The sequence below is a fragment of the Phenylobacterium sp. genome (assembly GCF_044371015.1).
In the GTDB taxonomy this organism is placed as follows: Bacteria; Pseudomonadota; Alphaproteobacteria; order Caulobacterales; family Caulobacteraceae; genus Phenylobacterium.
The window spans coordinates 16,100-28,963 of sequence record NZ_JBILUK010000014.1 but is presented as its reverse complement, the minus strand read 5'-3'; the positions used below and the strand labels follow the sequence as shown (position 1 = coordinate 28,963).

Sequence of the window (12,864 nt, the reverse complement as noted above, 5' to 3'; positions counted from 1 at the left end):
CATCAACACCGGCGAGGGCGCCAACAGCGTCACCGGCGGCGCGGGCGCTGACAGCATCACCGGCGGTACGGGGGCGGATACGCTCTCCGGCGGCGGCGGGACCAACACCATCTTCGCCGGCGAGGGCGCCAACAGCGTCACCGGCGGCGCGGCGGCCGACACCATCACGTCCGGCTCCGGCTCCGACACCATCAACGGCGGCGACGGCGCCAACGCGATCAGCGCGGGTGAAGGCGCCAACAACGTCACCGGCGGGACCGACGCGGACACCATCACCGCCGGCTCCGGCGCAGACACGATCAGCGGCGGCGACGGCGCCAACTCGATCTCGGCCGGCGAGGGCGCCAACAGCGTCACCGGCGGCGCCGGCGGCGAGACGATCACCGCCGGCTCGGGCGGCGACACCATCTCCACCGGCGGCGGCTCCAACTCGGTCACGGCCGGCGGCGGAACCGACTCGATTGTCGGCGGCGGCGCCAATGACAGCTTCTCCGGCGGCGCCGGCACCGACACCATCACCGGCGGCGGGGGAACCGACACGTTCTTCTACGCGGCCGGCGATACGGGCCTCGCGCTCGGCCAACTCGACCGGATCACCGACTTCACGGCCGGCGACGTCTTCGAGTTCGGTCTCGCGGCCGGCACGGGCGCGAACTACGCGGCCGAAGCCACGGTGGCCGATTTCGCCGCCGCTCTCGCCGCCGCCAACACGGCGATGGACGGCACGGTGATCTACGCCGCCTACGCGGTGGGCGCGGACGTCTTCGTCTTCGCCGACACCAACGCCGACGGCACGGCGGACCAGGCGGTCTTGCTGGCCGGCTCGACCCTGGCGGATGTCAGCTCGGCGAGCTTCATCTAACCGCGACGTTCAAACGATCCTGGCGAGGGCCGTCCTTCGGGGCGGCCCTTTGCTTTTGGGCCGCATCGGGGCATTCCGGGCGCCATGGCGACGCGATCCCCGGGGATCGACCGGTCGCCGTCGACGTCGCCGATTCCAGGGGTGTTCTGTGCAAAATCATGGCCTCCGCCCTGATCTCGCCCGGTTCGCAGGCCATCGCGCGCTGTGACCGGACCTCGAATCCTCTTCGTCGTCGATGCGGGTCCCATGACCGGCGGCGGCCACGTCATGCGCTCGCTCACCCTGGCTCAGGCCCTGGCGGCTCGGGGCGCCGCGCCGCACTTCCTGGGACCGCCCGCCATGGCGCCGGTGCTGGACGGGTTCGCGCCGGACATGCCGCGTACGCCGGCCGGCGATCTCGTCGCGGCCGCGCAGGGCCAGGCCTTCGACGCCGTCGCCATCGACCACTACGGCCTGGCCGCGCCCGAACATGTCGCCATTGCGCGAGGCCGCCCGACCCTGGTGATCGATGACCTCGCAAACCGCGCCCTGGCGGCGGACCTTGTTCTCGACGCCGGGCCGGCCCGCAAGGCCGCCGACTATCTCGGCCATGCGCCAGAGTCGGCGCGGCTTCTGTTGGGCCCGGCCTTCGCGCCAGTCCGCCCGGAGTTCGCCGCCCTGCGCGCCACCGCACTGGCCTGGCGTGGGGAGCCGGTGCAGCGGATTCTGGTCTCGCTCGGCCTCACAGACCTGGGCGGGATCACCTCGCGGCTGGTCGAGCGGATCCGGCCCCGCGCCGCCGACATCGGGCTCGACATCGTTCTGGGCGCGGAAGCGCCGAGCCTGGCGGGTCTGTCGAAGATCGCGCGCCGGGACAGCCGGCTCCTGCTCCACGTCGCGACCCCGCATATGGCCCGCCTCACCGCCGAGGCGGATATCGCCATCGGCGCGCCCGGCTCCTCCACTTGGGAGCGCTGCGTCCTGGGCCTGCCCTCGATTACCGTCATCCTGGCCGAGAACCAGCGCCCCGCCGCCAAAGCCCTGGCCGATCGCGACGCCGCGCTGGTGCTCGATCCCGCGGACTCTGGCTTCGACGCCGCCTTCGATCATGCGCTCTGGCGGCTGTTGCGGGACGCCGATCTGCGCCGCCGCCTCGCGGCCAACAGCGCCGCCCTCTGCGACGGCGAGGGCGCCGGGCGCGTGGCGGATGCGTTCCTGACAATCATCGCCGCGCGCGCCGCAGGCCCCTGAGCGCCCGACTTCACCGGTCGCCCGCGCGCGGAATCGCCACTACATTGCTCGGATGTCCGAACCTCGTTCCGTCCGCTGCCTGATCGTGGGCTCCGGCCCCGCCGGCTACACCGCCGCCGTCTACGCCGCGCGCGCGCTCCTGAAACCGGTGCTGATCCAGGGCATCCAGCCCGGCGGCCAGCTGACCATCACCACAGACGTGGAGAACTATCCGGGCTTCGCCGAGGTGATCCAGGGGCCCTGGCTGATGGAGCAGATGCAGGCCCAGGCCGCGCATGTCGGCACGGAGATCGTCACCGACATCGTGCTCAAGGCGGACCTTTCCCAGCGGCCCTTCCGGCTGGAGACCGACAGCGGCCAGGTCTGGCTGGCCGACACCCTGATCATCGCCACCGGCGCCCAGGCCAAGTGGCTGGGGCTCGACAGCGAGCAGCGCTTCCAGGGCTTCGGCGTCTCGGCCTGCGCCACCTGCGACGGCTTCTTCTATCGCGGCAAGGAGGTCGTCGTGGTCGGCGGCGGCAATACGGCGGTGGAAGAGGCGCTGTTCCTCACCAACTTCGCGTCCAAGGTCACGCTGGTGCACCGCAAGGCCGAGCTGCGCGCCGAGCGCATCCTGCAGGAGCGCCTGTTCAACCATCCCAAGATCGAGGTGGTCTGGGACCATGTGATCGACGAGGTGCTGGGGACGACGGAGCCGCCCGGCGTCACCGGCGTACGCCTGAAGCACGCCGCCACCGGCGCGACCCGTGAGCTCGCCACCGACGGCGTCTTTATCGCCATCGGCCACGCCCCGGCCTCCGAACTGTTCAAGGGCCAGCTCGAGATGGACGGCTCGGGCTATCTGAAGGTGAAGGCCGGAACCGCCTCGACCGCCATCCCCGGCGTCTATGCGGCCGGAGACGTCACCGATGACGTCTACCGCCAGGCCGTCACCGCCGCCGGCATGGGCTGCATGGCGGCGCTGGAGGCGGTCCGCTTCCTGGCGGAGGAAGATCACGCCAGGGCCAAGACCCCGGTGACCGAGACCGTCGGCGCATGACGCCCCCGCGCGTCCGCTACCCGAAGCCCGCCGAACATGACGAGATCGCGGTCATCATCGAACGCGCCTTCACCGAGGAGTTCGGCCGCTCCAACGAGGCCGAACTGGTCCGCCGCCTGCGCGAAGACGGCGATGTGCTGTTCGAACTGGTCGCCGAGGCCGAGGGCCAGCTTGTCGGCCATATTCTCTTCAGCCGCCTCTGGGCCGACCGCGCGAGCCTGTTCGCCGCCATGGCGCCGGTGTCGGTCCGCCCCGGGCTCCAGCGCATGGGAACCGGTGGGGTGCTGATCCGCGCCGGTGTCGACCTCTGCAAGGCGTTCGGCGCGAGCGGCGTCGTGGTTCTGGGCCACCCGGCCTACTATCCGAAGTTCGGGTTCACCGCGGCCGCCGCGGCCCAGATCAAGTCGCCCTTTGCAGGCAGTCCCAGCTTCATGGCCCTGGCCCTGGAGGACGGCGCCTTCGACGCCCCGGTGACCCTCGTCTATCCCGACGCGTTCAAGGGCTAGGCGCGGCGGCCACCGCCGGGCCCATGGACCGCTCCAGCGCTTCCAGGCTCTCGTTGATCCGCTTCACTTCGTCGGGCGTCGGCTGGCGCCTCGGCGCGTAGATCTGGCCCATCACGCGGGTCCTTCCGATCCCCGGCGCGCCCGGCTCCACCACCTGATAGGTCCGCACCTCGCCCGCCACCGCCAGGGTCACGACTCGGCCCGGCGCGATGCCCTGGTCCTCGGGCGCCAGAACACCGCCCTGGGTGCGTGGGTCGAGCCCGCCCAGGATCGCGGGCGAAAGATAGGCCTCGCCGCCGGCATAGCGGCCGTCGAAAGCGCGCGGTTCGCCCCACGGCCCGGTCCAGCGATAGAAGATGTGCTGGCCCACCTGCACCATCTTGACCAGCGTCGGGGCCCAGTAGGGGGCGACATACTGGGCGTGATAGTGCGTGGCCGACCCCACCGTCCTGTCCACATGGCCGTTCAGGGCGCGCTCGGCCACCTGGCGCGCCTGGCGCCACAGATCGGCCTGCGGCGGGAACCGCAGCGAACCGTCGCAGGTGAAGGTGAACTGGCAGCCCGTGGTCCGCGCGGAGCCCTGATAGACCACCCCGCACACCGATTTCGGATAGGCCGGATGCCGCATTCGGTTGAGCACCACCTGCGCCACCGCCTCCTGGCCCAGGCGCGGCTCCCGCGCCGCCTCGTAGTAGACGGCCTGCGACAGGCAATCGAGCGCCCGCGCCCGGTCCTCCGGCGGACCCTTCAGCACGAACGGCTTCATCGGCCGGATCGGCAGGGTCGAGAAGGGCCTGAGCGCGTTCAGCTCCTCCGCGCCGACCCCGTCCAGCGCCTCCAGCCCCAGGTCGGGCACGTTGTCGAGATCGATCCGGTCCCAGCCCGGAACCCCGCCCCAGCCGTCGGGCGCGCGCGCGCCCGGGTCATGACGCGTGGCCAGCGACCGCATCGCCGCGTCCATGCCGGAGGTGACCTTGATCAGCCCGCCGTTGGAATAGTCCCAGCCCGCCAGCCGCGCTCCGCTGGCGCGTTCGCCTTCGCCCTGGGGCGCGCAGGCGGCGAGGCCGATCAGGCAAAGGGCGAGCAACAGGCGCATTGGGGCGACGCCTATAGCGGCAAACAGGCGAGAATGGGACCCCGCCTGGCCCCTAGGCCCCGACGGTCGCCGTCTCCAGCGCAAACCCGCGATACCCCTCCGCCGCCACCGCATCGCAGGTCGCCCGGTAGCCGGGGCCGATATAGGGCATGAACACCCGCGGCTTCCCGGGGATGTTGGCGCCCATGTACCAGGAGGCGGCCTTGGGAAAGAGCGTGCCGGCCGCCGCCTGGCGCACGCGGTCCACCCAGGCTTCCTGCGCCGCGTCGTCCGCCTCGATCACCGCCTGGCCCTCGGCCCGAAGCCAGACGAGGCAGCGCTCGATCCACTCCACGTGCTGCTCGATCGAGTTGATCATGTTGGAAAGCACGCTCGGGCTGCCGGGCCCGGTGATGGTGAAGAGGTTGGGGAAGCCCGCCACCGAGAGGCCCAGATAGGCCTTGGGGCCTTCCGCCCAGGCGTCCTTCAGCGTCCGCCCGTCACGGCCGCGGATGTCCACCGCCAGCAGGGCGCCGGTCATGGCGTCAAAGCCGGTGGCCATCACCAGGGCGTCGGCCGGATAGGTCGCCGCCGCCGTCCGCACACCGTCGGCCGTGATCGCCTGCAGCGGCTCGGTCTTCAGGTCGACCAGCGTCACGTTGGGCCGGTTGTAGGTCTCGTAGTAGGCGATATCGACGCAGATGCGCTTGGTGCCGATCGGATGATCGGTGGGCGCCAGGGCCCGCGCGGTCGCCGGGTCCTTCACCGTCTGGCCGATCTTCTGGCGTACGAATTCCGCCGCCTCTTCGTTGACCTCGATGTCGGTCAGCAGATTGCCCCAGGCGGTCAGGAACCCGGCCCCGCCCTCGCCCCACAGCTCCTCATACCTTTGCCGCCGCACCTCGGGGTCGGTCGGCAGCGCGTTCATCGGGTTGTTGCCGAACCCCATGCCCGGGCCCTTCACCATGGCGATGTAGTCCGCATACATCGCCTCGAACGCCGCCCGGTCGGCCTCCGTCAGCGGCGTGTTGTTGGCCGGCACGCTGAAATTGGGGGTGCGCTGGAACACGGTCACGTGGCTTGCCTGGGCCGCGATCTGCGGGATCGACTGGATGGCCGATGAGCCGGTTCCGATCACCGCCACCCGCATACCCGAAAAGTCCACGCCCTCATGGGGCCAGCTTCCGGTGTGATAGGTCGGCCCCGCGAAGTCGGCCGCGCCCACGATCTCCGGCGCGCGGGGAACCGAGAGGCAGCCGGTCGCCATCACCACGAACCGCGCGCTCACCACATCGCCCCGGTCGGTGGTCACCCGCCAGCGCCCGGCGGCCGCGTCGAAGTGGGCCGAGACCACCCGGGTCTCGAAGGCGATCAGCGGTCGCAGGTCGAACCGGGCGGCCACATGGTTGGCATAGGCCAGGATCTCCGGCTGGGCCGCGTACTTCTCGGTCCAGCGCCACTCCCGGCGCAGATCCTCCGACCAGGTGTAGGAATACATCAGGCTCGGCACGTCGCAGCGCGCGCCCGGATAGCGGTTCCAGTACCAGGTGCCGCCCACGTCGCCGCCGGCCTCGAACCCCTGCGCGGCGAACCCCGCCGCGCGCAGCCGGTGCAGCATGTAGAGCCCGCCGAACCCCGCGCCCACCACCACCACATCCGTCTCGCCGGAAATCGGCGTGCGCGGCGGTCTCGATCCATCGGCCATGGCGGTGCATCCTTCGTCAGCGTGGGCCAACACACTGTCGCGGCGGACCTCGGGGGAGGCAAGGGCCGGTCGGGCTGGCTCCGGACGGGCCGCCGACGGCCCTCGGTCTCAACTCCGGCGCAAGGCCCTCTCCCAAATCGTCATCCCCCGGCTTGTCCGGGGGATCCATCGTGGTCGCGGGCGTCGGGCGTCGCAGTCCGGCTCGAAGCGATGTCGCGATCTCCCGGGCGGTGGAGGAATGGGTCCCCGGACACGCCGGGGGATGACGCCCGGAGAGGGGATGGAGACGAGGGGGATTGACCAAATGTTCATCTTATGTTCTGTTTTCGGCCGTGACCCACGAGACGGATATCCTGGCCAGGAAGCCGATGCTCGCCGGACTGGCGGAGATGGCCAGCGCCATGGCCCGGGATTGCTATGCGCGGTTCCAGGCGGCGGGGTCGGATAACGACGCCAAGGACAGGGCCATCGCCGCCTTCGACATCTGCGGTCGCAATGTCCGGCTTTCGATCATGGCCGAGGTGAAGCTGGTCACCTCCGCCGCCGCTCCGGTCTTCGCCGCCGCCGGCAGCTACAGGCCCGCGCGTCTCCGCACGGATGAGGACCGGGAGCGGGACCGGATGCGGGACCGGGAGACCGACCGCGAGCGGGAGCGCGAGACCGACGGCCATCCCCTGACCCCGCTCGGCCGCGCCGAGGCCCTGGAAAAGGCCATCGCCCGGAACCCCGACCTCGACCCTGACGGCCGCTACACAGCCCAGGTCATCGACATCAAGGCCCGGCTCCAGGGCGAGACGCTTCCGCCACCCGAACCTGATCCCCCACCCGCTGTCCACCAACCCCCGGCCAACCGCGCCGAGCGGCGACGGCTGGAGCGGCGGATGCGACGCGCGTCGGGGTAGACACGCCCTACCCCCTCCGGGGTCATCCCGGTTTTCGCGCCAGCGAAAGACCGGGACCTCCAGCTCTCACGCCTGAAAACACCCGCACGACCCTTCGCGCGTTTCGCGATCCGATCCCCTCCCCTCGCGGAACCGCCCGACCGAATCCCACTTGCGCCCACCCGAGGCAGGGCTATATGGTGTTCAGGCTTTTGCTCAATTCGAGCAAAAGTGTGTGCGCCCGGACGAGTATGAGCCCGGCGCACTTTTTTCGGCCCCAGTAATGCTCACTTTGAGCATAAGGGAGGATAGGATGGCCGCAGACGGCTTCGGTTTCGAGTTCACCCCAGCCGTGGAGCGCGCGACCGCGCCCCTCTGGGAGAAGGTGAAGCATCACGTCACCCCGATGGAGTGGCGGCTTCAGGCGCCGCTGATCGCCGAGATCAACCGGCTGAAGCGCGAGAAGGACGCGGTCATCCTCGCCCACAACTACATGACGCCCGAGATCTTCCACGGCGTCGGCGACTATGTGGGCGACAGCCTGGGCCTCGCCAAAGAGGCCGCGCGCTCGAAGGCCCGGATCATCGTCCAGGCCGGCGTCCACTTCATGGCTGAGACTTCCAAGATCCTCTCGCCGGAAAAGCGCGTGCTGATCCCCGATCTGCGCGCCGGCTGCAGTCTCGCCAGCTCGATCACCGGCGCCGATGTGCGTCTGATCAAGCAGCGCTACCCCGGCCTGCCGGTGGTGACCTATGTCAACACCACAGCCGACGTGAAGGCCGAGACCGATATCTGCTGCACCAGCGCCAACGCCGTTCAGGTGGTGGAGGAAGCCGCCCGCCTCTGGGGCGTCGACCGGGTGATCCTGATCCCCGACGAGTTCCTGGCCCGCAATGTCGCCCGCCAGACCCAAATCAAGATCATCGCCTGGCAGGGCCGCTGCGAGGTGCATGAGCGCTTCACCGCCGCCGACATCCTGGAGCTCCGCGCCGCCTATCCGGACGCCGAGGTGCTTGCCCACCCCGAGTGCCCGACCGATGTGATCGAGGTCTCCGACTTCACCGGCTCGACGGCGGCGATGAACGACTACGTGCTGACGCGGAAGCCCAAGCGCGTGGTGCTGATCACCGAGTGCTCGATGGCCGACAACGTCGCCGCCGACGCCCACGAGACCGAGTTCCTACGCCCCTGCAACCTCTGCCCGCACATGAAGCGGATCAGCCTGGAAAACATCTACGAGGCCCTGCTCCACGACCGCTACGAGGTGACCGTCGATCCCGCCATCGCCGAGCGGGCGCGACTGGCCGTTCAGCGGATGGTCGATCTGCCGCCGCCCGCCGTCCCGGCCCGCTACGATCTGGTCAAGGCGCGCCACCATGTCGACGTGGAGCTGATCTGACGTGGACTATTCCCCGGTCATAGCGACCGTGGCGGCCCAACCCATCGCGGCGGTCGCCGCGCGGGTGCGCGCCGAAGACCTCGGTCAGGTGGTCTTCGGCGCGCTCGAGCGCGTCCATGTGGCCCTGCGCACCGGCGACTACGGCCCCTACTGGGGCGATGTGGTGCTCTGCGAAGGTGAGGACGACGGCGTGCAATCGCTGCGCATCGGCGTCGGCGTCGCCCGCCGCTTCCCGGGCCTGGGCCCGGTCGCGCCGTGGATCACGCCGGGCGGCGCAGCCATACAGGTCACCCACCTGGGCGCCTGGTCCGAGCGCGGGCGGGCCCACAGCGCGGTTCGCGACGCGGCCCCGCGCCTGGGTCGCCGCCTGACCGGCGTTCACTGGGAGGTGCACGGCCTCTTCGATCTCGCCGCCCGCACCCGACCCACCGATATCTTCTACGAGGCCGACCATGACTGAGCGGCTGCACCATCCGGGCGTCCTGATCGTCGGCGCGGGCCTGGCGGGCCTTTCCGCCGCGCTGGCCGCCGCGCCGACGCCTGTGCTCATCCTCAGCGAAGCGCCGCTCGGCGCCGGCTGCTCTTCGGCCTGGGCCCAGGGCGGTGTGGCCGCCGCCCTCTCGGCCGATGACGCGCCGGCCCTGCACGCCGCCGACACCATCGCCGCCGGAGCCGGCCTCGTCGACGAGGCCATGGCCGCCATCCTGGCCGGCGAAGGCCCCGAGGCCGTGCGGCGTCTGGCGGCGCTCGGCGCGCCGTTCGACCGCACCGCAGACGGCGGCTTCTCCCAGGGTCTAGAGGCCGCCCACTCCCGCGCCCGCGTGGCCCGGGTGAAGGGTGACCAGGCCGGCCGGGAGATCATGGCCGCGATCGGCGCCCGGGCGCTGGCGGCCCCACATGTGCGCATCCGCGTCGGCGAACGCCTCGTCGGCCTGCTGCAGGACGACTCCGGGCGGATCCGCGGCGTGATCACCCGCAAGGGCGCGCGTCAGCTGGAGATCACGGCGCACACCGTGATCCTGGCCACTGGCGGCGTCGGCGGCCTCTACGCCGTCACCACCACGCCGGCCGAACTCAAGGGCGATGGGCTGGGGCTGGCGGCCATGGCCGGCGCCGTGATCGCCGATCCGGAGTTCGTGCAGTTCCACCCCACGGCCATAGACATCGGCCGCGATCCGGCGCCGCTGGCCACTGAGGCCCTGCGGGGCGAGGGCGCGGTGCTGGTCAATTCCGATGGCGAGCGCTTCATGCCCCGCTATCACCCCGACGCCGAGCTCGCGCCGCGCGATGTTGTGGCCCGCGCCATCCATGCGGAGCGCGAGGCGGGGCGCGGGGCGTTCCTCGATGCCCGGGCCGCCGTCGGGGCGAAGTTCCCCGAAGAGTTCCCGGCTGTGTTCGCCGCCTGCCTGGGGGGCGGCATCGATCCGCGCCGCCAGCCGATCCCGGTGGCCCCGGCCTGCCACTACCACATGGGCGGGATCGCCGCCGACGCCGACGGCCGGACCAGCCTCGCGGGCCTCTACGCCGCCGGCGAGTGCGCCGCCACAGGCGTGCACGGGGCCAATCGCCTGGCCTCCAACTCGCTGCTGGAAGCCGCCGTGTTCGGCGCCCGCGCCGGGCGCACGGCCGCGGCCGAGACCCCGCCGCCGGTCCGTCCGCTGACGCGCATCCTCTCCACCTCACTTCCCGAGGCCGCGTTGCAGGGCCTGCGGAAAGCCATGAGCCGCGACGCGGGCGTTGTGCGCGACGACCCGGGACTCTCACGGCTGCTGACCAGCATCGAGGCTTTGGAGGTCGCGCATGGCCGCTCGGCCGCGCTGGTCGCCGCCCGGCTGATCGCCGCCGCCGCCGTGGCCCGGACCGAGAGCCGGGGCGGTCACTTCCGCGCCGACCATCCCGAAACGGTTGCGCCCCGCCGCACCTTCATCACCCTGGCCGAACTGGATGCGCCCGCCGTGCGCTATGCCGCCGAATGAGCCCTGACTTCACCGCCGCGCGGCTGATCACCCCCGTCATCCAGGCCGCCCTGGCCGAAGACCTGGGGCGCGCCGGCGACCTCACCGCGCAAGCCTGCGTGCCGGCCGGAACCCGGCTTTCCGCCGTCTTTGCCGCCCGCAGCGCCGGCGTGATCTCCGGCGTCGAGACCGTCGCCCTGACCCTGGCCGAGCTCTCGCCCACCGCTCAGGTCGAGACTCTTGTCGCCGATGGCGCGATCGTGGCGCCGGGCGCCGCTCTGGCCCGCGTGTCCGGCGACGCCCGGGCGATCCTGGCCGCCGAGCGCACGACGCTGAACCTGATGAGCCGCCTGTCCGGCATCGCCACCCTGACCCGCGCCTATGTCGACGCCGTCGCCGGAACCCGCGCCCGCATCACCGACACCCGCAAGACCACGCCGGGCCTCCGCGCCCTGGAGAAGTACGCCGTCCGCTGCGGCGGCGCGGTCAACCACCGCTTCGGCCTGGATGACGCCATCCTGATCAAGGACAATCACATCGCCGCCTGCGGCTCGGTCGGCGGCGCCGTGCGCGCGGCCCGGGCCTTCGCCGGCCATCTGGTCAAGGTCGAGGTCGAGATCGACGGCCTGGCCCAGCTCGACGAGGCCGTGGCCGAGGGGCCCGATGTGATCATGCTCGACAATTTCAGCCTCGCCGACATGCGCGAGGCCGTGGCGCGCGTCGCCGGGCGCGCGGTGGTGGAGGCCTCAGGCGGCGTGAACCTCGACACCGTCCGCGCAATCGCCGAGACCGGCGTCGATGTGATCAGCGTCGGCGCCCTGACCCACTCGGCCAAGGCGCTCGACATAGGACTGGACGCTCTGCCCGGCTGATGACAAGCGCGGCCCCTCAGGCAAGCCTGAATCGCCCCGCCTTCAGGCCGGCCTCAATCAACGTCACCGTCTGCTCGATCGTTTGTCCCGTCGTATCCACGATATGGGCCGGATCGATCTCGAAGGCCCGAAACGCCTCCCACATCTGCCCCACGACGTCTGGGTCCGTCATGGCCCCGGGCGCCGTGCGGGCCGTCGCCCGCGACAAGGTGGCAGCCAGGTTCGGTTGCAGCAGCACGTAGCGAAGGCCGAGATCATGGGTCCTTGCGGCGCTGAGCCACGGATCGAAGAACCAGCCGCCAACGATCCCATCCACATAGACATCATAGCCACCCTTTGCGCAGACGGCGGCCTGTGCGGCGATGGCGTCCATCAACACAGCGTTCTGAGCCTGGGATGCAGGATCCCAGGGCGGTACGAAACCTTTCTGGATGTACGTGTAGATGTCGTCTGTGTGGATGTGCATCCCGAGGTCGGCGGAGGTTCCGCCGGCCAGTCGACGCGCCACCGTCGATTTACCGGCGCCCGGCGGGCCAGTGACAATCGTGACGCAGCCCTTGGGCATCGAGACGCTCCGCAAATGGTCCGCCCGACGACGTCCGTTTGGCGGGTGCGCCAATAGTCAGAGGCCCGGCAGCGCGCAAGAGCCTAGGCGGGCGTGGCGATCGTCTGAGTCCTTTGCGGCTTGGCCGCGTCCATCGCCGCCTTCATGGTCGCGAGGATCTCAGGCCGCGCCAGCTCCGGTCGCCCCGAGTTGAAGGGCGGCGCCGGGGCGTATTCGAGGCCCAGCTGCGTCGCCTCGGCGAAGTCGCGGCCCGCGAGTTCCTCCAGCAGCACAAAGGCGAAGTCGATGCCCGCCGTCACCCCGCCGCCGGTGAAGATGTTCCCGTCCCGCTCGACCCGCGCCTCCGAGACGATGGCGCCCAGCGGCGGCAGCTGGTCGCGCCATGACCAGTGACACGCCGCCCGCTTGCCCTTCAGGAACCCCGCCGCGCCCAGGATCAGCGAGCCGGTGCAGACCGAGGTGAGATAACGCGCCATGCCGCCCAGCCTGCGGATTTCAGCCATGAACGCCGGATCGGCCATCGCCGCCGTCGTCCCGAAGCCGCCCGGGATCAGCAGCACGTCACAACGTTCCAGCTTGGCCAGGTCCGCCAGCTTGGAGAACACCAGACCCTCCGCCTCGATGTCCTGCCCCCCCAGCGAGGCGGTGATCACCTTCGCGTTCGGCGTCCGGCACAGGACCTGGTGCGGGCCGGTGAAGTCGAGATGGGTGACGCCCGGATAGAGAGCGATGACGATCTGCAGGTCGGACATGGTGGCCTCCGGTGACTTGACGG

13 protein-coding genes are annotated in these 12,864 nt (G+C 70.8%); 9 read left to right on the top strand and 4 right to left on the bottom strand.

What is annotated here, in order from left to right:
- The 4 genes from ACIQ3R_RS02600 to ACIQ3R_RS02585 form a co-directional block, all read left to right on the top strand.
- Positions 1-862: calcium-binding protein (locus ACIQ3R_RS02600; protein ID WP_397414751.1), on the top strand; the 862-nt coding region annotated here is incomplete at its 5' end.
- Positions 863-1,066: 204 nt separating this feature from the next.
- Positions 1,067-2,092: a UDP-2,4-diacetamido-2,4,6-trideoxy-beta-L-altropyranose hydrolase gene (gene pseG, locus ACIQ3R_RS02595; RefSeq protein WP_397414749.1), complete on the top strand. Its 1,026-nt coding sequence runs from the start codon at positions 1,067-1,069 to the stop codon at positions 2,090-2,092.
- Positions 2,093-2,144: 52 nt separating this feature from the next.
- A complete protein-coding gene (gene trxB, locus ACIQ3R_RS02590; protein WP_397414747.1) occupies positions 2,145-3,131 on the top strand; it encodes a thioredoxin-disulfide reductase in 987 nt (328 codons plus the stop codon).
- Positions 3,128-3,637 (top strand): GNAT family N-acetyltransferase, encoded by a 510-nt coding sequence (locus ACIQ3R_RS02585; protein WP_397414744.1) that lies wholly within the window; start codon positions 3,128-3,130, stop codon positions 3,635-3,637. The genes trxB and ACIQ3R_RS02585 overlap by 4 nt, the downstream gene beginning before the upstream one ends.
- Here ACIQ3R_RS02585 and ACIQ3R_RS02580 read toward each other — a convergent pair.
- The gene (locus ACIQ3R_RS02580) at positions 3,627-4,733 is read right to left on the bottom strand and encodes a cell wall hydrolase (RefSeq protein ID WP_397414742.1); all 1,107 of its coding nucleotides are present in this window, start codon (positions 4,731-4,733) and stop codon (positions 3,627-3,629) included. The two genes, ACIQ3R_RS02585 and ACIQ3R_RS02580, sit on opposite strands and share 11 nt — an antisense overlap.
- A gap of 52 nt (positions 4,734-4,785) precedes the next feature.
- Positions 4,786-6,417, bottom strand: a complete 1,632-nt coding sequence (locus ACIQ3R_RS02575) for a flavin-containing monooxygenase (RefSeq protein WP_397414740.1) — start codon at positions 6,415-6,417, stop codon at positions 4,786-4,788.
- Positions 6,418-6,713: 296 nt separating this feature from the next.
- On the opposite strand from ACIQ3R_RS02575, the gene ACIQ3R_RS02570 reads away from it, so the two are divergent.
- The 5 genes from ACIQ3R_RS02570 (at position 6,714) to nadC (ending at position 11,524) form a co-directional block, all read left to right on the top strand.
- A complete protein-coding gene (locus ACIQ3R_RS02570) occupies positions 6,714-7,319 on the top strand; it encodes a hypothetical protein (protein WP_397414739.1) in 606 nt (201 codons plus the stop codon).
- Positions 7,320-7,581: 262 nt separating this feature from the next.
- The gene (gene nadA / locus ACIQ3R_RS02565) at positions 7,582-8,697 is read left to right on the top strand and encodes a quinolinate synthase NadA (protein WP_397414738.1); all 1,116 of its coding nucleotides are present in this window, start codon (positions 7,582-7,584) and stop codon (positions 8,695-8,697) included.
- Between the two features lies 1 nt (position 8,698).
- The gene (locus ACIQ3R_RS02560) at positions 8,699-9,157 is read left to right on the top strand and encodes a hypothetical protein (RefSeq protein WP_397414736.1); all 459 of its coding nucleotides are present in this window, start codon (positions 8,699-8,701) and stop codon (positions 9,155-9,157) included.
- A complete protein-coding gene (locus tag ACIQ3R_RS02555; protein ID WP_397414734.1) occupies positions 9,150-10,673 on the top strand; it encodes an L-aspartate oxidase in 1,524 nt (507 codons plus the stop codon). Before ACIQ3R_RS02560 ends, ACIQ3R_RS02555 begins: the two co-directional genes overlap by 8 nt.
- Positions 10,670-11,524, top strand: a complete 855-nt coding sequence (gene nadC / locus ACIQ3R_RS02550; RefSeq protein ID WP_397414732.1) for a carboxylating nicotinate-nucleotide diphosphorylase — start codon at positions 10,670-10,672, stop codon at positions 11,522-11,524. The genes ACIQ3R_RS02555 and nadC overlap by 4 nt, the downstream gene beginning before the upstream one ends.
- A gap of 16 nt (positions 11,525-11,540) precedes the next feature.
- Here nadC and ACIQ3R_RS02545 read toward each other — a convergent pair whose 3' ends face one another.
- Both ACIQ3R_RS02545 and ACIQ3R_RS02540 read right to left on the bottom strand, forming a co-directional pair.
- Complete coding sequence (locus ACIQ3R_RS02545) at positions 11,541-12,089, bottom strand: AAA family ATPase (RefSeq protein WP_397414730.1); 549 nt, start codon at positions 12,087-12,089, stop codon at positions 11,541-11,543.
- Between the two features lie 83 nt (positions 12,090-12,172).
- Positions 12,173-12,841 carry a DJ-1/PfpI family protein gene (locus ACIQ3R_RS02540; protein WP_397414728.1) on the bottom strand — a complete coding sequence of 223 codons (669 nt, stop codon included), beginning with the start codon at positions 12,839-12,841 and terminating at the stop codon, positions 12,173-12,175.
- Positions 12,842-12,864 lie beyond the last annotated feature (23 nt).

Excerpts from the sequence above, each read along its gene's own strand:
- nadC (WP_397414732.1), top strand. The coding sequence starts at position 10,670 with ATGAGCCCTGACTTCACCGCCGCGCGGCTGATCACCCCCGTCATCCAG.
- ACIQ3R_RS02575 (WP_397414740.1), bottom strand. The coding sequence starts at position 6,417 with ATGGCCGATGGATCGAGACCGCCGCGCACGCCGATTTCCGGCGAGACG.
- trxB (WP_397414747.1), top strand. The coding sequence starts at position 2,145 with ATGTCCGAACCTCGTTCCGTCCGCTGCCTGATCGTGGGCTCCGGCCCC.
- ACIQ3R_RS02585 (WP_397414744.1), top strand. The coding sequence starts at position 3,128 with ATGACGCCCCCGCGCGTCCGCTACCCGAAGCCCGCCGAACATGACGAG.
- ACIQ3R_RS02545 (WP_397414730.1), bottom strand. The coding sequence starts at position 12,089 with ATGCCCAAGGGCTGCGTCACGATTGTCACTGGCCCGCCGGGCGCCGGT.
- nadA (WP_397414738.1), top strand. The coding sequence starts at position 7,582 with ATGCTCACTTTGAGCATAAGGGAGGATAGGATGGCCGCAGACGGCTTC.
- ACIQ3R_RS02580 (WP_397414742.1), bottom strand. The coding sequence starts at position 4,733 with ATGCGCCTGTTGCTCGCCCTTTGCCTGATCGGCCTCGCCGCCTGCGCG.
- ACIQ3R_RS02555 (WP_397414734.1), top strand. The coding sequence starts at position 9,150 with ATGACTGAGCGGCTGCACCATCCGGGCGTCCTGATCGTCGGCGCGGGC.
- ACIQ3R_RS02540 (WP_397414728.1), bottom strand. The coding sequence starts at position 12,841 with ATGTCCGACCTGCAGATCGTCATCGCTCTCTATCCGGGCGTCACCCAT.